The following is a 20,581-nucleotide window of genomic DNA, read 5'->3' as shown; positions in this document are numbered from 1 at the left end:
TTAAGAATCTGATAAAAAAAACTCCTCTAAACCAGAGGAGTTTTTTTGTTTTAAGAATATTAGATCCTTAAATTCAGTAAATTAATATTTTTAAGCTTATTTTATTATGCATGCATAATATTTTTTCCTAACTTTGGATTCATTCAAAATCCAGATGAAAGAAAAAACTATAGATTATGTATTGCGTGCTACCTGGATGGCAGTCTCCAAAATGTATAATGAGGAAGCCGGGAAAGCAGGAAGCACAATGGCTACAGGGTTTGCGCTATTAAGTATAGACCCTGAAGAAGGCACCCCATCTACTTCGCTAGGACCCAAAATGGGCATGGAAGCTACCAGTCTTTCCAGGATTTTAAAAACTATGGAAGAAAAAGGCCTCATTATCAGGAAAAAGAATCCTAATGATGGCCGAAGCGTTCTTATTCACCTAACCGAATTTGGAAAGGAAATGAGAGATTACTCAAAAAGGGTAGTTCTTAGGTTCGATGAAGCTGTTAAGGAAAATGTATCAGACAAGGATCTAAAAACTTTTATAGAGGTGGCTAATACCATATTAGATTTAATAGGGGAAAAGAAAATTTACACCAAAGAAATTAGTATCAGATAAAACAATAAAAACCAAGAAATGAAAAGAAGGATTAATAAAGTTGCAGTGATCGGATCCGGAATTATGGGTAGTGGTATTGCTTGCCATTTTGCCAATATTGGCGTGGAAGTATTACTTCTGGACATTGTTCCGCGTGAACTGAACGAAAAAGAGAAGAAGAAAGGCCTGAGTCTGGACGACAAGGTTGTTCGAAACAGGATCGTAAACGATTCGCTTCAGGAATCGGTGAAGTCTAAACCCTCACCTATTTACCATAAAGATTTCGTAAACAGGATCGAAACAGGAAACCTTGAAGATGATATTCATAAAGTATCCGAAGTAGACTGGATCATCGAGGTAGTAGTTGAACGACTGGATATCAAAAAACAGGTATTTGAAAACCTGGAAAAGCACAGAAAACCAGGAACCCTGATCACTACTAATACTTCCGGTATTCCAATCAACTTCATGACCGATGGACGAAGTGATGATTTTAAAAAGCATTTCTGTGGAACTCACTTTTTTAATCCGCCAAGATATTTGAGATTATTTGAGATTATTCCTGGAAAGGAAACTTCGAAGGATGTTCTTGATTTCCTTGAGATGTACGGAAGTAAATACCTGGGTAAAAAGACAGTTCTTGCAAAAGATACTCCGGCATTCATCGGTAACCGAATTGGTATATTTTCGATTATGAGCCTTTTCCATATGGTTAAGGATATGGGCATGACCATCGAAGAGGTAGATAAACTTACCGGTCCGGTAATAGGAAGACAGAAGTCGGCAACTTTTAGAACAGTAGACGTTGTTGGTTTAGATACGTTAGTACATGTTGCAAATGGTCTTTACGAAAACGTTCCCAATGATGAGCAGCATGAGTTGTTCAAATTGCCAGATTTCATCAATACCATGATGGAAAATAAATGGTTGGGGAGCAAGACCGGACAGGGATTCTATAAAAAGATCAAAAAGGATGACGGTTCCAGTGAGATCAAATCGCTTGACCTGGATAGCATGGAATACCGAGATCAGAAAAAAGCTTCCTTCGCCACCCTGGAACAAACCAAATCTATCGATAATGTAGTAGATCGTTTTGAAGTTCTGGTAAACGGAAAAGATAAAGCAGGAGAATTCTACAGAAAAACATTTTCTGCCCTTTTCGCCTATGTCTCGAATCGTATTCCGGAAATTTCAGACGAGCTTTATAAAATTGACGATGCCATGAAAGCCGGATTCGGCTGGGAGCACGGGCCATTCCAGATATGGGAGGCGATTGGTGTTCAGAAAGGAATCGATATGATGAAAGAACAGGGATACGAACCTGCTGCCTGGGTAAATGAAATGCTGGAGAACGGAAGTAATAGTTTTTATACCGTAAAGGAAGGCAATACCTATTATTACGATATTCAGGATAAGAAACAAACCAAAGTTCCTGGTCAGGATGCATTCATTATTCTTGACAATATCAGGGAATCTAAAGAAGTTTTCAAGAACAGCGGCGTAGTCGTTGAAGATCTTGGAGATGGCATCCTAAACGTGGAATTCAGAAGTAAAATGAATTCTATTGGAGGTGATGTATTGGATGGACTAAATAAGGCTATTGATATGGCTGAAAAAGATTACCAGGGATTGGTAGTCGCTAATGATGGTAAGAACTTCTCTGTAGGTGCCAATATTGGGATGATCTTTATGATGGCTGTAGAGCAAGAATATGAAGAGCTCAACATGGCCATTAAGTACTTCCAGGATACCATGATGAGAATGCGTTACTCCTCTATTCCAACGGTTTCCGCTCCGCACGCGATGACACTTGGTGGTGGATGTGAGCTTTCGCTTCACGCAGATAAAGTAGTTGCAGCCGCAGAAACTTATATCGGATTGGTTGAATTTGGTGTTGGCGTAATTCCAGGTGGTGGCGGAACCAAAGAAATGACCTTGAGAGCTGCCGATACTTTCCAGAAAGATGATGTAGAGTTAAACCGACTAAGAGAACACTTCCTTACTATTGGAATGGCGAAGGTTTCCACTTCAGCTCACGAAGCTTACGACCTGAACCTTCTTCAGAAAGGAAAGGATATTGTCGTGGTGAATCCAGACAGGCAACTCGCAATTGCCAAAAAACACGCAATGCTAATGGCTGAAAACGGATATACCAAGCCAATCGAACGCAAAGATATTAAAGTTCTTGGTAAACAGGCCTTAGGAGCTTTCCTTGTAGGAACAGACCAGATGGCAGCCGGGAAATATATCAGCGAGCACGATAAAAAGATAGCTAACAAGCTGGCTTATGTGATGGCCGGTGGGGATCTTTCAGAAAACCAAATGGTAAGTGAGCAATATTTATTAGAACTGGAAAGAGAAGCCTTCCTATCGCTTACTGGAGAAAGAAAAACCCTGGAAAGACTTCAGCATATGTTGAAGAAAGGGAAACCTCTTAGAAACTAGATAATAGATCTGAGATTTTAGACCATAGAAATTAGAACCATGCACAATTTTCAGGAACTTAAAATTTGGCAAAAGGCAATTCAAGTTGCCGAGCAGGTCTATATTTTATCTTCTAAGTTTCCTGTTGAAGAAAAATATGGCCTTACCAGCCAGGTTAGAAAAAGTGCAGTTTCTATTCCATCCAATATTGCTGAAGGCGCAGGAAGGAACACGAACGGAGAGTTTAAGAACTTTCTGGGTATTGCGAATGGTTCTACTAACGAATTGATTACGCAATTATTGATTTCGGAACGTCTAAAATTAATTTCTGAAGAAAATATTAAACCGATAATAGATGATTTGATAGAGATCCAAAAGATGAATTTCAGTCTTCTAAAGAAATTCTCTCAAAATCTCAAACCTCAAATCTAATATCTAAATACTAAAAACAATGAAAACAGCATATATAGTAAAAGCATACAGAACCGCAGTAGGAAAAGCTCCTCGCGGGGTATTTCGCTTCAAAAGACCAGATGAGTTGGCTGCGGAAACTATTCAGTACATGATGGATAAATTACCTGATTTTGATAAAACTCGTATCGACGACGTGATGGTAGGAAACGCGATGCCGGAAGCAGAACAGGGATTGAACGTTGGTAGATTGATCTCTTTAATGGGTTTAAAGATCGAAGATGTTCCGGGAATGACCGTAAACAGATATTGCGCTTCCGGACTGGAAACCATCTCCATTGCTATGGCAAAGATCCAAAGCGGGATGGCCGATTGTGTGATCGCCGGTGGTGCCGAAAGCATGAGTTACATTCCCATGGGTGGTTATAAACCTGTTCCGGATTACAAAGTAGCCAAAGAAGGTAACGAAGACTATTACTGGGGAATGGGATTAACTGCAGAAGCAGTAGCTAATAAATACAAGGTTTCCCGTGAAGATCAGGATGAATTTGCCTATAACTCACATCAAAAAGCGATCAAAGCTCAGGCTGAAGATCGTTTCCAGGACCAGATCGTTCCTATTACTATCGATGAAACCTATGTAGATGAAGATGGTAAGAAAAAAACGAAATCTTATACGGTGAATAAGGATGAAGGTCCAAGAAAAGATACTTCCATTGAAGTTCTTAATAAACTAAGACCGGTATTTGCTGAAGGTGGAAGCGTAACTGCAGGTAACTCTTCTCAGATGAGTGACGGTGCAGCTTTCGTGATGGTAATGAGCGAAGACATGGTAAAGGAACTAAATCTTGAACCTATTGCCAGAATGGTAAGTTATACCGCTGTTGGCGTGGAACCAAGAATTATGGGAATAGGACCAGTTCATGCAATTCCGAAGGCTCTAAAACAAGCCGGACTTAAGCAGGACGACCTTGAATTAATTGAGCTGAACGAAGCTTTCGCTTCTCAATCTCTAGCTGTGATCAGGGAATTAGGACTTGATAAAGATAAACTGAACGTAAACGGTGGAGCTATTTCCATGGGACACCCTCTTGGATGTACTGGTGCGAAACTATCGGTTCAGATCTTTGACGAGATGCGTAAGCGAGAATTGAAGAACAAGCACTGTATGGTGACCATGTGTGTGGGAACCGGACAGGGTGCTGCCGGAGTCTTTGAATTTCTTAATTAGACATAAGATCTGAGATCTTAGATTTGAGACTTTTTAAAATAAAATAATAACTATAATTAAGATGAGTGAATCTTAAATCTCACATCTTAATACTAATATCTAAATACTAAAATGAGCACAGATACAGCTAAAAAGGATCTTCTGAGAGGTGGGCAGTTCCTGGTAAAGGAAACTAAATGCGAGGACGTTTTCACCCCTGAAGATTTTAACGAGGAACAAATAATGATGCGTGATTCTGTTAAGGAATTCGTTGAGCGTGAAATTTGGCCTCACAAAGAAGAATTTGAAAAGAAAAATTATGAACTAACTGAAGAGGTAATGCGTAAGGCCGGGGAGCTAGGTTTCCTGGGTGTGGCTGTTCCGGAAGAATACGATGGTCTTGGAATGGGCTTCGTTTCTACCATGTTGGTTTGTGATTATATTTCTGGTGCTACAGGTTCTGTGGCTACCGCTTTTGGTGCACATACAGGGATTGGTACTATGCCGATCACCCTATACGGAACCGAGGAGCAAAAGAAAAAATATGTACCTAAACTTGCTACCGGTGAATGGTTTGGTGCATACTGTTTGACTGAGCCGGATGCAGGTTCTGATGCTAATTCGGGAAAAACCAAAGCGGTTCTTTCTGATGATGGTAAATATTACAGCATCAGCGGACAGAAAATGTGGATTTCCAATGCCGGTTTTGCTGATGTTTTCATTGTATTCGCAAGGATAGAGGACGACAAGAACATCACCGGTTTTATCGTGGAGAACGATAAGGAAAATGGGATTAGCTTTGGTGAAGAAGAAAAGAAATTAGGAATCCACTCCTCCTCTACCCGCCAGGTTTTCTTTAACGAAACCAAGGTACCGGTAGAGAACATGCTTTCTGAGCGTGGAAACGGATTCAAAATAGCGATGAATGCCCTTAATGTAGGTCGAATCAAATTAGCCGCGGCTTCTCTTGACGCCCAAAGAAGAGTGACTGATCTTGCCGTAAAGTACGCTAACGACAGAGTTCAGTTTAAAACTCCAATCGCGAAATTTGGCGCTATTAAATCAAAACTTGCCGAAATGGCTACTTCAGCTTATGTTGGTGAAGCGGCTTCTTATCGTGCAGCGAAAAATATTGAAGACAGAATAAATATCCGTCTCGAAGAAGGAGCTTCACATTCAGAAGCTGAATTGAAAGGTGTGGAAGAATATGCAATTGAGTGTTCTATCCTTAAAGTTGCCTGTTCAGAAGATGTTCAGAACTGTAGCGACGAAGGTATCCAGGTTTATGGTGGAATGGGATTCTCTGCAGATACTCCAATGGAATCTGCCTGGAGAGATGCCCGTATTGCTCGTATCTATGAAGGTACCAATGAGATCAACAGAATGTTATCTGTAGGAATGCTGGTTAAAAAGGCGATGAAAGGACATGTGGATCTTCTTGGACCTGCAAAAAGCGTAGCTGATGAATTAACCGGAATTCCTTCCATGGACAAGCCAGATTATTCTGAACTTTTCGCAGAGGAAAAAGAAATGGTTGCTAAACTAAAGAAAGTCTTCTTAATGGTTGCTGGTAGTGCAGTTCAGGAATTCGGACCTCAATTGGAAGAGCACCAACAACTACTTCTTGCTGCTGCAGATATCCTTATCGAGATCTATATGGCTGAATCTGGAATTCTTAGAGCTGAAAAGAATGCGAAGAAAGATGGAGAGGAGAGTCGTAAAGTGGAGATCGCTATGGCAAAACTATATCTTTACCATGCAGTTGAAACTGTAAACACTCAAGCTAAAGAAGGAATTGGTTCCTTTGCTACAGGTGATGAACAGCGCATGATGTTAATGGGCCTAAAAAGATTTACGAAATATCAGAATATGCCAAATGTAGTTGCCTTAAGAAACACGATCGCTGAAAAGCTGACTTCAGAAAATAAATATTGTTTCTAGTCAAACATTCTTTTAAACTGAAAAAAGCCACTCATCTAAATGAGTGGCTTTTTTAATTTTAACATTATTCATCGAAAAGTGTTATAAAAAATCATATTTCAAGTTAATTAAACTTAAATTTTTAGATATATTGCCGCAAAATCAAACAAAACCAAGCTATTATGAAAAAAGTTTATTTAGGGATGGCCGCACTGGCTTTCCTATTTGCTTCTTGTGAACAAGATTCTCAGGAAAACATTGCGGCACAGCAGGAAGCTCAGGTAGACATGAGTGACTTCTATCTTTACACTGACTCATCTGATGAGAAAAGGTCTGAAAATGCGCCCGAAAAATGTTATTCGATGAAAAACCTGAATCGTTTATTGAACGATAACAAAGGTCTTCATGACAAAATGTATAAAATTGAAAAGAATACCCGGTCCATCCTTGCCAAATCTAACAATGGTAAAGGAGGTAAACCAGGAAATGGCGGTGGAGGATCTGAACCACCAGTTACAGATAATTTAGGAGTTATCAATATTCCAGTAGTTGTACATGTTGTTTATAGCAATTCCCAGCAGAATATCTCAGATCAGCAGATTAATTCTCAGATCGCTGTTTTAAATGACGATTTTAGAGCTTCTAACAACGACGCTTCAAATACTCCTTCAGAGTTCGCAGGACTTGTGGCAGATTCTGAAATTTCTTTTACCCTGGCAAACGTTTATCGTCACAGCAATTCAACATCGCAGTGGGGAACAAATGATGCGGTTAAAGCAGCTTACCCACCAGTTTCTCCATCAACAACCCTAAATATCTGGGTTGCAAACATCGGTGGCGGAATTCTTGGATATGCTCAATTCCCTGGAGGTCCTGCTTCCACAGATGGGATCGTGATCGCTCCGCAATATTTTGGAACGACAGGATACGTTTCAGCTCCATTTAATAAAGGTAGAACTGCTACTCACGAAGTAGGTCATTATTTGAATCTTCGTCACATCTGGGGTGATGGTAGATGTAGACAAGATGATTTTGTAGCAGATACGCCAGAGTCTGATGGACCTAACTACGGATGCCCATCTTATCCTACCGTAAATTGCAGAAATACAGATATGACCATGAACTATATGGATTATACTAATGATGCATGTATGTACATGTTCTCAGAAGGTCAAAAAGCTCGTATGAGAACTATCTTTATGGATGGCGGACCAAGAACTGGTTTCGTGAACTAGAAAATTTCAAATTTCAATCTAAAGCGTTATCCGTCGAGGGTAACGCTTTTTTTATTTATTTAATTGAACAGGTGAAATAAAAATTGATTTTTTTAAATTCTTATATTAACTAACTTAAAACCCACACCAAAAATCCCAAAATGCCTGAATCTTTAATTAAGACCTTCATAAACTTTAGTCTCTTTTTAAATATTGGGTTTTCTTTTGCCCAATCTGAACAAATTGATACTACAAATCAATCTGAGGATCAACAATTACCTTCCAAAGAAATATCTATTGAGGACAGTGTGGCTAATGCTGGGACTTCCCTGGGAAAGTTTGAAGATGCATACTTCAAGGCCGATCGCTGGAATCCAGGCGTGAGCTTTCCTCCGGATGATATTAATCTTCTTACCCCACAAGCCGCCCTGGAACACTTTATAATTAATTCAAGAAATAAGAATTATAAGCAGGCCGCCTACGCACTTAACCTGAATCTTTTGCCTGATGATCTCAGCCAGGTGGAAGCCTCTGTTCTGGCTGAAAAATTAAATTTTGTACTGGAACAACGAATTTCGATTTCCTGGGATGAACTTTCTGACAGACCAGATGGACAAATTGATTTCAGTACCTCCACGAATAAAGCAATTGCGGGAAAACCTAGAAGAAGTATAAGTTTTGGGAAAACTGAACTGAATAACAGAGATATAAATTTTAGACTCCAAAGAATAAAATATAAAGACAAAAGCCCAATCTGGCTAATTTCACCTCAAACAGTTGAAAATATTGAACCACTTTATAAAAGATTCGGTCCCAGAAAACTGGATAGATTAATTCCAAAATGGATCAGTTTTGAAGTGTTTCGAATTCCAGTATGGAAACTAATAGGGACTTTTCTGTTGATACTTTTGTCCTATTTTCTTTCAAAAATCGTTTCACATTACATCAGGAAAATCTTTTCCAACACAGAAAAATACTGGATTAAAAACATCGCTTATCGCCTTGCTTCTCCGGCAGGCGCCGCTATGGGTATTTTGGTATTCTATTTACTTTTGAACAACCTGATCTCTTTCACAGGACCACTTGCAAGAGGACTATATACACTTTTATTGATATCAGTAATTGGGATAATCACCTGGCTGATAATGCGAGTAATAGATTATGTCATGGATTTCTTTGCAGAACATTCAGTTGGAGACCTGAATGATGAACAGAATGCCCAGGCCAAGAAAATGATGACCTATATTTCTGTGGGCAGACGAATATTCATCTTTGTCATTGTTTTCCTGGGTGCCTCGGTGATCTTCTCCCAGTTCCCTTCCTTGGAAAAACTAGGTGTCTCCTTAATGGCTTCTGCTGGTATAGCCACGGTTGTAGTTGGTATTGCTGCACAGAGTACACTGGGTAATATTATAGCAGGAATACAGATCGCGATTACAAAGCCGGCAAAAATTGGTGATGCAGTGATTATTGAAGATTCTTATGGGTTTGTAGAGGATATCACTTTTACCTATATGGTATTAAAAACTTGGGATCTTAGAAGAAAAGTAATACCCTTAAAAACGGTAGTTTCAAACAGTTTCGAAAATCTATCCATGACCAGCTCCCAGTCTATTGGTAATGTAGAGGTTTATGCCGATCACAGAATAGATGTGTCTAAAGTAAGAGCAAAATTTGAAGAATTACTTCGAAATTCAGACAAATGGGATGGAGATGAAGAGAGGGCTCCAATTGTTCAGGTGTCAGAAATGGATAACAAAGCGCTAAAAATAAGATGTCTTTGCAGTGGAAAGGATTATCCAACAACCTGGGATCTGCATTGCGAATTAAGGGAAAAGCTTGTGAAATATATCGCAGAACTTGAAGATGGTTTTTACCTTACAAAAGAAAGAGTAGAATTGGAAGACAGAGACATAAAAGAGAGTTAGAAATAATCTTCGAAAACCTTATAGGTTAAACTATATTATCAAACCTGTGTCTTTCAGCCTTTTGCCTAAATTTAATATTTAAATAATCTGAATGATAGAACTGGAAAAGAATATGACCACATATATCATTGCCGGAATAGTAATTCTGGCACTTTCTTTCTCCGTTGCATTTTACATTCTAAAACGGTTGGGAAAAAATCCCCGGAATATTCTACCGGTTAATTTTGCGTAAAAAATTCGGGTTCCACTTCTTATTTTTCTTGCTTCCCTCATAGCGCAAACTGCCATTTTAGCCGATATATTTATTTTCGAAGCTACTAAATTGATTGTTGGTCATATTAGTATTATCGGAATAATTTTAAGTATCGCCTGGTTTCTTATTTTGATCTTTAAGGTTTTGAAAAGAAGAATGCTCAGAAAGTATGATGTAGAGAGTTCCAACAACTTAAAAGCAAGGAAAGTATACACCCAGTATATGATCTTGGAAAATATCATAATCTTTATAATCGTTATCCTGGCCATTGGAATAGCATTGATGAGCTTTGACAGCATCATATCTGTTGGGATTAGTCTGCTAACATCTGCTGGAATTGCAGGAATCATTATTGGTCTGGCAGCCCAAAAAGCAATTGGCACGTTACTGGCCGGAATTCAGATCGCGTTAACCCAACCTATTCGCTTAGATGATGTGGTGATCGTTGAAGGTGAATGGGGCTGGATAGAAGAGATAAATCTAACATACGTAATTGTTAGGATCTGGGATAAACGAAGGCTTGTGGTTCCTACTACATATTTCATAGAAAACCCGTTCCAGAACTGGACCAGAACTTCTGCCGATATTCTGGGAACGGTATATATTTATGCAGACTACGCCCTATCTATAGATGATTTGAGAAAAGAACAAACCAGGCTGCTTAACTCCACAGATCTTTGGGATGGAAAAGTTGATGTTTTACAGGTCACTAATACCACTGAGAAATCTGTTGAACTAAGAGTCCTGGTAAGTGCTAAGGATTCACCTACTGCCTGGGATCTAAGAGTTTTTCTCAGAGAAAAGTTATTAAAATTCATCCAGGAGAATTATCCCGAGTCCTTACCTAAGTCCCGGGTGAGCATTGAAAAAGATCAGTAATTTAATCCTGGAAATTCAGTCCTTCCGGATAAATTCCCTTACTGAAATTAGCCGCAGTCTCTATGAGTGCCAGGTGCGAATACGCTTGCGGAAAATTACCTGTAAGTCTTTTGGTCTTGAAATCTATATCTTCACTGAACAATCCCAGGTGATTGCTGTAAGACAAAAGTTGATCGAACATAGCCTTAGCTTCTTTCTTTTTGCCAATCTTATAAAGACTGTCTATCAACCAAAAAGTACAGATAGTAAAAGAAGAAGTTGGCTTTCCAAAATCATCGTTATTCCTGTATCGGTACATTAAACCGTCTTCACATAATTCTTTTTCGGTAGCAATAACGGTACTTACAAATCTAGGATCATCTGCTTCAATAAAACCGTAGGATTCCATTAATAAGGTAGATGCATCCAGGTCTGAAGAACCATAATACTGGGTGTAAGCCTGTTTTTCTTCGTTCCAGCCGTTTTTATAAATATCCTGGTATATTTCTTCCCTTAAAGCTTTCCATTGGGTATCATTAATTCCCATTCTAAGAACCTCTCCTATTTTAATTGCCCTGTCTACGGCAACCCAGCAAAGTAACTTGGAGAATACAAAATGGCGATCTTCTGTTCTAAGTTCCCAGATACCTTTATCTGGCTTTTTCCAGTTCTCCTTAACGATCATTACGATTCCTCTTACCACTGTCCATAGTGCTTCAGAGTTTTCAAGAGATGTTTCGAACATGAGGAATTGCTGATAAATCACCTCCATCAGAATGCCGTATATATCATTTTGCTTCTGAATATAAGCCGCGTTTCCGGTACGCACCGGTTTAGAGCCTTGATAACCATCAAGGTGATTCAGTATGTGCTCAGTGAGTTCCTTCTCTCCATTGATCCCATACATGATCTGTATCTTTTCATCTTTATGAGGAATAATATCAAGAATGAACTGAAGAAAATCTTTGGCAGATTTGATATGTCCAAGACCAGCCATTACTTTTATTACCATGGAAGCATCCCGAATCCAACAAAACCTGTAATCCCAGTTTCGCTCTTCTCCAATAGTTTCCGGTAAGGAAGTGGTTGCAGCAGCCAGTACAGCTCCAGATTTTTTATAGCTCAATGCCTTTAAAACCAGGGCACTTCGCATTATTTCATTTCCGTAGTGAGTATATCTGGTGGTCTTATCGCTCCAGTTCATCCAGTAAACCTTGGTTCGCTGGAATTTTAGATAAGATCTGTCCAAGGTCTGTTCTACCAGTTTTTCATGATAACCTACCAGGCAATATTCATTTCCGGTTAAAGTAATTTCCTTACGATCTATAATATCCTGCAGGTTGAAACTCGAATAGAAATAGGATGAATCATATTTACCCTGCTTGGTAAAACTCTTTATATATTCCCCTTTAAGCTCGCTATAGGTTTCTTCTTTTGCAAAGTCTAGCTTTGGATCATATTTGATAGTAAATTTTGGTTTTCCTCCGGTAAGTCTAAAAAACCGAATTATATCCGGCGGAGCATAGTAAGAACCATCCTCTCTTGGATACCTTGGCATGAAATCAATAAGTTGAAAGGAATCTGTACCGTTATCGAAAATAGTGCTTAAAATATTTGTTTCCCAGAGGTATTCCTGTTCTACCTTATAATCATCTCCAATAATTATTTCGAAGCTCCCTCCTTTTTTCTCATCCAGTATTTTGGCAAACATTGCCGAAGAATCAAAATTGGGCATACAACACCAGTCTAGGGAACCGGTTTTAGAAATTAATGCTGCACTTTTACAATTGCTTATTATACCGTAATCAAGGTTATCCATATATCATAAAAATCTTATAAATCAATTGCTGTCTGAAATGATTTTCGGAAATTTAATAAAAATCGAATTCGTCACAACAGCATTTACATTTTATTATGAGTAAAACAATCATTATTTCCAACAGGTTACCACTGCAAATTTCAATTGAAAATGGTGAGCTGGAGGTAACTCCCAGTGTAGGAGGTCTCGCAACCGGCTTAAAATCATTTCATAAGGACGGAGATAGTGTTTGGATAGGCTGGCCCGGACTTACCGAGGAGGAAATTCCTGAAAATCTTAAAGAGAATGTTCAGGAAAAAGCCCAGGCAGAGAACTGTGTGGCAGTGCATTTGTCTTCAGATGAAATTGACGGTTTTTATTATGGATTTAGTAACAGAACAATCTGGCCATTATTCCACTATTTTATGGAATATACCGAATCTGATGACCAATATTGGAGAATTTATCAGCAGGTAAATCAAAAATATGCAAATGAGATCCTGAAACATTATAAAGACGGTGATGTGATCTGGGTACATGACTATCAATTACTGTTGGTGCCAAATATGATCAGGGAAAAAGAACCAGAGGCTGTTATTGGTTTCTTTAATCATATCCCCTTCCCTTCTTATGAAGTTTTCAGAACGCTTCCATGGAGAGATGAGGTTCTTAAGGGTGTACTCGGTGCAGACCTTATCGGCTTCCATACCTATGATTATGAGCGTCATTTTTTAAGTTCTGTAAGCCGTATTTTAAGGCATCAGGTAGACTTCAATGAAATTACCCTGCCAGACAGGATCGTTAAGGTAGATTCATTCCCAATGGGGATAGATTATAAGAAATTTGAACAGGCCGCTTTGAATCATTTTGAAAGTACTACCGCAGATCAGTCGGAATTACAAAGAAGACTGGATCACCATCTTGAAGCAACTCCAGATGCAAAAATGATCCTGAGCATAGACAGGTTGGATTATACAAAAGGTATAGCACACCGTATTCGCGCCTATGAATATTTCCTCGATAAGAACCCGGAATATATAGAAAAAGTTCGACTCGTAATGCTGGCAGTTCCTTCCAGATCCAATGTTCCGCAATACCGAAGGCTTAAACGCGAGATCGATGAACTGGTGGGTAGGATAAACGGAAAATTCTCAACGGTAAGCTGGACCCCAATATGGTATTTTTACCGTTCCATGCCTTTCAATAATTTAATAGATCTATACACTACCTGCGATATTGCGTTATTAACACCTATTCGTGACGGTATGAACCTTGTAGCCAAAGAATATATCGCTACCAGGACAAATCACACCGGGGTGCTTATTTTAAGCGAAATGGCCGGTGCTGCTCACGAGATGAATGAAGCTCTTATCATCAACCCAAATAATTTTGAACAGGTCTCTGAAGCTTTAAAAACGGCTTTTGAAATGCCTGAAGAAGAGCAGATAGAAAGAAATAAAATGCTTCAGAAGAGATTGCGTAGATATAGCGTTGAAAAATGGGCTCAGGATTTTATGAAGGCACTCAAAGGTACAAGGGAGAATAGAGATTCATTTAAATCTATAAGAATTACACCCGAGATCTCAGAAGAGATCATGACCCAGTACAGAAATGCCGAAAGAAGAATCTTTTTCATTGATTACGACGGCACCCTGGTGAATTTTGTTGAGAAACCAGAAAATGCCCGTCCAGATGAAGATCTCAAAGAATTGATAAGGTCACTCAATGCAGATGATAAAACAGATGTAATCCTTATTAGCGGAAGGGATAAAAATACCCTTGGAAGCTGGTGGAAAGATGTACCTGTAGAACTTATTTCAGAACATGGGGTTTGGATGAGACAAATAGACGGAGAATGGGAACTCGCAGAAAATGTGAAAAGTGAATGGATGGATGCAGTGAGACCTGTGATCGAAAACTTTGTAGACCGAACTCCCGGTACCTTTATTGAAGAAAAAAATTATTCCCTGGCCTGGCATTATAGAAAGGCAGACCCCGAACTGGGAGAAATACGTGCAAACGAATTAAGCACTGTTTTAAAAGAGTTGATATCTAATCGAGGCTTGAGTGTACTTGAAGGTAATAAGGTATTGGAAATTAAAAGTAGTGACGTAAACAAAGGAAAGGCCTCTACCAAGAAACTTATTGGTAAGAATTACGATTTCATCTTTGCAATTGGAGATGACTGGACAGATGAATATATGTTCCGTGAACTACCTGAATCTTCATATACCGTGAAAGTTGGTATAAAAAAGACCAGCGCAAGATTCTATGTTGAAGGCACTCCAAAGGTGAGAACCCTGCTTGAAAAATTCAGAGAAAATTCATAAAAATTTTTCTCTGTTAATTTCTTTAGCAATTTGAAAAAAAGTTTAAATATACATTAACTCAAAGAATATGGCTTCAGTAGGTTTTCTGTTTACTTTTATCCTATGAATTTAAATCGAACCAATTTAAAACCAAATTCTATGAAATCAGGAAAATTGTTATTAGGACTAGTATCAGGAGCTGTAGCTGGTGCGGTAGTAGGTCTTTTATATGCGCCTAAAAAAGGTGAAGATACAAGAAGAGCCATCACGAAAAAAGGTGATGATTACATTAAAGGAGCTAATAAAAGTATTCATGATCTATCCGATTCTATAGGTCATAAAGTAGATGCTCTAAAAGCCAGAACTAAAGCTACAGTATCAAGCTCTAAGTCTGAAGAAAAAATTAATAAGGCTAAAGCAGAAATGCACGATATGGCCAGTTAATTTATAGTAAAATTGAGTAATAGTCGAGCCCCGGAGTTTTTCTCCGGGGCTTTGTTTTTTTTATATCCTCGAAACTTCTGTATTTTAGAGAGCTAAATAAATGATACAACATGGATCTATCCCCCAAAAAACTATTTTCTTTAATATTAATCGTTTGTGCTGGATTTAATATAAAGGCACAGGACACTAGTAAAAAATTATATGATATTATCGATAAGATATCTGCAGATAGCATTGAGCAGGATATTCGAAAACTAGCTGGTTTCGGCACCAGGAATACTTTTAGTGATACTGTCTCAGACACCCGCGGAATAGGTGCCGCAAGGAGATGGATAAAATCAGATTTCGAAAAGATCTCTTCAGATTGCGGAAACTGCCTGGAAGTATTTTATCAGAAAGACTTTGTAACTCCAGAAGATGGGGAAAGAATTCCGAAAGAAGCCTGGGTGGTAAACGTTGTTGCCATTCAAAAAGGTACTAAATACCCTAATCGTTACGTCATCATGAGTGGTGATATAGATTCCCGCGCAAGCAATACCATGGATTTTACAACAGATGCTCCGGGAGCAAATGATAATGCCAGCGGGATGGCCGGAACTATGGAAGCGGCCCGGGTCCTGTCACAATATGAATTTGAAAGCAGCATCATCTACGTTGGACTTTCAGGTGAAGAACAGGGTCTGTTTGGAGGACAGGGACTTGCGGAATATGCCAAAAAGAATAACTGGGAGATCATCGGGGTTCTTAATAATGATATGATTGGTAACATTGAAGGAGTAGACGGAGTAATAGACAACAGAAGTTTCAGGATTTTTTCTGAACCGGTACCTCCTACCGAAACAGAAAGAGAAAGAAGTATGCGCAGATACTATGGCGGAGAGGTTGATGGTATCTCCAGGCAACTGGCCAGGTACATTCATAAAAATACAGAAACTTATATGCCGGAAATGAACCCGATGATGATCTATCGTTTGGATAGGTTTGGTCGTGGTGGCCATCACAGGCCTTTTAATGACCTGGGATTTGCGGGTGTGAGAATTATGGAAGCTCACGAGAATTATAACCGTCAGCACCAGGATATTCGTACCGAGGATGGAATTGAATATGGAGATGTTGTAGAAGGAGTGAATTTCGACTATGCAAAAAAGTTAACAGCTGTAAATGCGATAAACCTGGCCAGCCTGGCCTGGGCACCACCCTCTCCTAAAAATGTTGAAATTGGAGGGATCGTTGAACCTAGCACTAAGTTAAGGTGGGAACCCGTAAATGGTGATATTGCCGGTTACAAGATATACTGGCGTGATACAACGGCTCCGCAATGGCAGCATTCCAGGTTTGTGGGAGATGTGACCGAATTCACCTTAGAAGGAATTGTTATAGACAACTACCTGTTCGGAGTAGTTGCGGTAGGTAAAAACCGGCATGAAAGCCTGGTTTCTTTTCCTTCCGGAACCTTTAGATAACAAAATTTATAAATTATGAAAAACCTGAAATTAAATCTGGTCCTGATCCTTTTTATTTCACTTCTATGTTCTTGCAAGAATGAGGGGAAAAAAGATGAAAATTCCGAAAGCCGGGAAAAGAAGCAAACTACCATGAAAAGTGAAACCGGAGAACTTTCAGAATCGCCGAGACATCATGAATGGATTGATCTATCCCATGGAGAAAGAAGCTTTAAGGCTTTTGTTGCATATCCCGAATCAGATAAAAAAACTAAGGCAGTAATAGTAATTCATGAAAATCGAGGTCTTAACGACTGGGCTCGTGTTTTCACCGATAAACTTGCCTCCAAAGGATACCTCGTAATTGCACCAGACCTAATTTCAAATACCGTGGAAGGAAAAGAAAGAACCACAGATTTCGAAAATCCTGATGCCGCCAGGGACGCCATTTACGACCTGGATAAAGATCAGGTTACTAAAGATCTTGATGCCGCTTATGAATATATCAAAAAGGATCCCGCTTCAACTGGAGAAGTTGCTGTGGTAGGTTTTTGCTGGGGAGGTTCACAGACCTTTAGATATGCTACCAATAATCCCGAGATCACTTCAGCACATGTTTTCTATGGTACAGCTCCAAAAGATGCTTCAGAATTGGCAAAAATCGAATCTCCGGTCTATGGATATTACGGTGGAAATGATAACAGAGTAAATTCTACTATCGAAGAAACCGAAAAGATTATGAAGGAGAATGATAAAACTTATGAATACGAGATCTATGAGGAAGCCGGTCATGCATTTATGAGAAGTGGCCACGAAACGGATGCGATAGATGCAAATAAAAATGCCCATGATAAAGCATGGAAAAGGTTATTAAATCTGCTGGATTAAATAGAAATTTGAATACCGAAAGTCTTAATTATATAGGACCTCAAATTAAAAATTTGGGGACTTTTTAAATTATATGTTCTCTTTCTGAATGATGAATGGCCTTTTCGCTATCTCTGAAATAACATGTACTTACATTCATTGATTCCAGGTTGGCCAATACCCGTTGTACCTTTCCATTTTGCTTGCTCTTGGTTTGCCTTATATAAACAGCTTTGATATTCAAGGGGAAAGTCTTGCATATCCTTTCGTATAAATAAGGATCATGCTGCGAGTCATCTCCTAAAAGAACATAGTTAAGGTGTGGATAAAAAGAGATAATATCCTTGATCTTAATGAATTTATGATCATGGTTACCCCTTCCGGAACTTACAAAATCACGTAATCCTGTTTTGATCTTCTTTAGTTTTATTACTGCTTTGGGAAGATCATGCAAATCTGCAAATTCTGAAATGAAATCGTAAAGGTTCCATTCACTACTGGAAACATAGAAAAATGAATTTGAAGCGGAATGCTGATTTTGCCCGGCCTGACTAAGCCTCGTATAATGCTTTACTACATCATCGAATATCTTCCTTTTATTGATATTCTTGGACAGCATGACGAAAAGCTTTTTAAAAAAACTATTGCTGTGGGAGATTAGAAAAGTATCATCAATATCTGATATTATTCCAAGTTTACTCGGATAAGGCTTTAATAGTTCTCCTTTTTCGATCATTCCAAATTCATACATCTTGCAGGTGACCTCATACTCATGCCAGCCAGGTTCTAGTTCAAGATCGTAAGGTATTGTAAATCGGAAATAACCGTCTTCCATGGTCTTGGTAGTTACCTCAAGATCCCTGAATTTTAAACGGACTTCAAAATTCTTCAGGGGTTTGATTCGGAATTTATGCAAAAGAGCATAGGCATGTTTAATTCCTTTCTTATCAACACTATACTTGTCTGGAGCCCAGGATTGAAATAAATGTCCAAAAACTATCAGCTCTTCATCATTCACATAACCGCGGTACAACTTAAGATCAAGTTTCAAAATATTGGGCTTTTTTTAAAATTCCTTCATTCCAAATTAATTAATTTTAGGGGTTTCAAAAAGATTACCGGATGAATTTTAAGGAAGTTTTATTGATTGTAAATCCCGTAGCCGGGCACACAGACAAAAAAAAGATCATTTCTGAAGTTCGTGACCAATTGGAGCTGGAAAAGGTAAATTTTCATTTGTATTCAACCTCTGGAGAGAACGATTCAGAAGAAATTCAAAAAAAGATAAAGGAAGAGAATATAGATCGTGTTTTGATAGCAGGTGGAGACGGAACCATTAACCTGGTCGCCAATGCTATTAAAGGATTCGATCTGGAAATGGGCATCATTCCAGCCGGATCGGCAAACGGCCTGGCAGTTAACCTGGAGCTCCCCCCGTCTTTAAAGAAACAGGTGGATATTGCTCTGGGAAATAATTTTATCGATCTCGATCTATTATGCCTTAATAATACTATTTGCCTTCACATGAGCGATCTTGGGATAAATGCAGAATTAATAAAGAATTATGAGCATTCATCAATTAGAGGAAAATTTGGGTATTTGATTCATTCTATCCCCACATTGATTCAAAGCGAGTTTCCTTTCAATTTTCATATTGAGACCGAAGAACATTCTAGAGATGAACAGGCAGTTTTGCTTGGTTTCGCTAATATGAAGAAGTATGGAACCGGCGCAAACGTCAACCCGAAGGGAATTCCTGATGACGGAGTATTCGAAATCCTTATCTTCAAGAAACTAAATTTGGGCGAAATCCTGAAAACCCTAAAAAATGAAACCGATTTTGACAAAGACTTTGTGGAGATCATTTCTGCCAAAGAAGCCAGGATAACCTGTAAGAAACCAGTCGCTTTTCAGATTGACGGTGAGTATATAGGAAAGAAAACAGAGATTGAAATCAAGTTACCTCCTGAAAAATTGAGGATCGCGATTCCATGATTATTCACTCACCGGTAGATAGACCTCAGCCTTCCAGTTAAGATGATCGCTATCGATCTTTGGGTTGTCATGATAGATCTCCATGGGCCACTCCTCTATCTCCATTCCACGATCTTGCGCCATAAAAATAAGATCGAACCAGCTAATGTGAGAGAGTCTATAATTACCATTAAATAAAAGCTTAAGCGCTTTTTGGGATGAGAATTTTTTCAAACTGATCTTTGCAGTCTCCTGTAAGTTTGAGATGTCTTTCACCGGAAAACAAAAATCAAAAGCAATAAGATCCTGCTCCCTGTTCCAGTTGGTAACTTTCAGAAAGGGATAACCATTCAAGCTAATTTCATTTTTAAGAACATAATTTTCTAAAACAGAAATTGTTCTCATCATTTCAGATGCCTTGCCGGTTAGAGGAATACCTTTAGATGAACTACATATACACTCCATCCCGGGTGTATTTACTAAAGAGGTTTCAGGAGTTATCCTATAAAGGTTCTGGTGGTCTCTTAACTGCTTTTTAAAGTTAATTACCTTCTCCTTCAGGCTGTCTATATAATTACTGGTTTGAAAAGGGTTTACAATATCTATCCGGTTACCCAGCTTGTTCTTTTTAGAATAAACATTTAGCGTTATAGACGTAGCGCTATCATTCAGCTTTTCCAACTCCCAGTTAAATTCAAGGCTATGGAAACTATCAACTTTTATTCTTTGGGTAAGGGTCTTGAAATCTTCCTTATTAATGAGTTCAATATCAGCGGAATTCTCGGTTAGATTTAGCTTCTTCCATTCAGACAATTCATATGATACTGCACCTGGACCATATCTGGCAGTTGTTTCGAACTGATAATCATATTTTTTAATAAATAGATACCAAGCTAATCCTGCGAAAATGAGCAGCAATAGGGTTAAAGTGACCTTTTTCATG

Annotated in this window: 16 protein-coding genes; 13 read left to right on the top strand and 3 right to left on the bottom strand. The window is 38.7% G+C overall.

Annotated elements, in window-relative coordinates:
• The first annotated feature begins 154 nt into the window (after positions 1–154).
• From ML462_RS06775 to ML462_RS06740, 8 genes are all read left to right on the top strand, one after another.
• Positions 155–607 carry a MarR family winged helix-turn-helix transcriptional regulator gene (locus ML462_RS06775; protein WP_240713041.1) on the top strand — a complete coding sequence of 151 codons (453 nt, stop codon included), beginning with the start codon at positions 155–157 and terminating at the stop codon, positions 605–607.
• A gap of 18 nt (positions 608–625) precedes the next feature.
• On the top strand, positions 626–3,031 hold the full coding sequence (locus ML462_RS06770) for a 3-hydroxyacyl-CoA dehydrogenase/enoyl-CoA hydratase family protein (protein WP_240713040.1): 2,406 nt from the start codon (positions 626–628) through the stop codon (positions 3,029–3,031).
• A gap of 39 nt (positions 3,032–3,070) precedes the next feature.
• On the top strand, positions 3,071–3,442 hold the full coding sequence (locus ML462_RS06765; protein WP_240713039.1) for a four helix bundle protein: 372 nt from the start codon (positions 3,071–3,073) through the stop codon (positions 3,440–3,442).
• A gap of 19 nt (positions 3,443–3,461) precedes the next feature.
• Positions 3,462–4,652 (top strand): acetyl-CoA C-acyltransferase, encoded by a 1,191-nt coding sequence (locus tag ML462_RS06760; RefSeq protein ID WP_240713038.1) that lies wholly within the window; start codon positions 3,462–3,464, stop codon positions 4,650–4,652.
• Between the two features lie 111 nt (positions 4,653–4,763).
• Complete coding sequence (locus tag ML462_RS06755) at positions 4,764–6,572, top strand: acyl-CoA dehydrogenase family protein (protein WP_240713037.1); 1,809 nt, start codon at positions 4,764–4,766, stop codon at positions 6,570–6,572.
• Positions 6,573–6,733: 161 nt separating this feature from the next.
• The gene (locus tag ML462_RS06750; RefSeq protein WP_240713036.1) at positions 6,734–7,786 is read left to right on the top strand and encodes a zinc metalloprotease; all 1,053 of its coding nucleotides are present in this window, start codon (positions 6,734–6,736) and stop codon (positions 7,784–7,786) included.
• A 140-nt stretch (positions 7,787–7,926) separates the two neighbouring features.
• Positions 7,927–9,693, top strand: a complete 1,767-nt coding sequence (locus ML462_RS06745; RefSeq protein WP_240713035.1) for a mechanosensitive ion channel family protein — start codon at positions 7,927–7,929, stop codon at positions 9,691–9,693.
• Between the two features lie 409 nt (positions 9,694–10,102).
• Positions 10,103–10,825 (top strand): mechanosensitive ion channel family protein, encoded by a 723-nt coding sequence (locus ML462_RS06740; protein ID WP_341481577.1) that lies wholly within the window; start codon positions 10,103–10,105, stop codon positions 10,823–10,825.
• Between the two features lies 1 nt (position 10,826).
• Here the strand turns inward: ML462_RS06740 and ML462_RS06735 are convergent, their stop codons facing one another.
• The gene (locus ML462_RS06735; RefSeq protein WP_240713033.1) at positions 10,827–12,623 is read right to left on the bottom strand and encodes a glycoside hydrolase family 15 protein; all 1,797 of its coding nucleotides are present in this window, start codon (positions 12,621–12,623) and stop codon (positions 10,827–10,829) included.
• Positions 12,624–12,718: 95 nt separating this feature from the next.
• On the opposite strand from ML462_RS06735, the gene ML462_RS06730 reads away from it, so the two are divergent.
• The 4 genes from ML462_RS06730 (at position 12,719) to ML462_RS06715 (ending at position 17,685) form a co-directional block, all read left to right on the top strand.
• Entirely contained in the window at positions 12,719–14,932 is a 2,214-nt protein-coding gene (locus ML462_RS06730) for a bifunctional alpha,alpha-trehalose-phosphate synthase (UDP-forming)/trehalose-phosphatase (RefSeq protein WP_240713032.1), read from the top strand.
• Positions 14,933–15,085: 153 nt separating this feature from the next.
• Positions 15,086–15,355, top strand: coding sequence for a YtxH domain-containing protein (locus tag ML462_RS06725; protein WP_240713030.1), 270 nt, complete (start codon positions 15,086–15,088; stop codon positions 15,353–15,355).
• Positions 15,356–15,465: 110 nt separating this feature from the next.
• Positions 15,466–16,818: a M28 family metallopeptidase gene (locus ML462_RS06720; RefSeq protein WP_240713029.1), complete on the top strand. Its 1,353-nt coding sequence runs from the start codon at positions 15,466–15,468 to the stop codon at positions 16,816–16,818.
• 15 nt (positions 16,819–16,833) lie between these two features.
• On the top strand, positions 16,834–17,685 hold the full coding sequence (locus ML462_RS06715; RefSeq protein ID WP_240713028.1) for a dienelactone hydrolase family protein: 852 nt from the start codon (positions 16,834–16,836) through the stop codon (positions 17,683–17,685).
• A 64-nt stretch (positions 17,686–17,749) separates the two neighbouring features.
• On the opposite strand, the gene ML462_RS06710 is transcribed toward ML462_RS06715, so the two are convergent.
• Entirely contained in the window at positions 17,750–18,715 is a 966-nt protein-coding gene (locus ML462_RS06710; protein ID WP_240713027.1) for an App1 family protein, read from the bottom strand.
• Positions 18,716–18,786: 71 nt separating this feature from the next.
• Between ML462_RS06710 and ML462_RS06705 the strand changes: the two genes are divergently transcribed.
• Positions 18,787–19,659, top strand: a complete 873-nt coding sequence (locus ML462_RS06705) for a diacylglycerol/lipid kinase family protein (protein ID WP_240713025.1) — start codon at positions 18,787–18,789, stop codon at positions 19,657–19,659.
• Here ML462_RS06705 and ML462_RS06700 read toward each other — a convergent pair whose 3' ends face one another.
• Positions 19,660–20,580: a GyrI-like domain-containing protein gene (locus tag ML462_RS06700; RefSeq protein ID WP_240713023.1), complete on the bottom strand. Its 921-nt coding sequence runs from the start codon at positions 20,578–20,580 to the stop codon at positions 19,660–19,662.
• Position 20,581 lies beyond the last annotated feature (1 nt).

It is taken from the genome of Christiangramia lutea (genome assembly GCF_022489035.1).
GTDB classification, from domain to species: domain Bacteria; phylum Bacteroidota; class Bacteroidia; order Flavobacteriales; family Flavobacteriaceae; genus Christiangramia; species Christiangramia lutea.
This window is presented reverse-complemented; position numbering and strand designations above follow the sequence as displayed.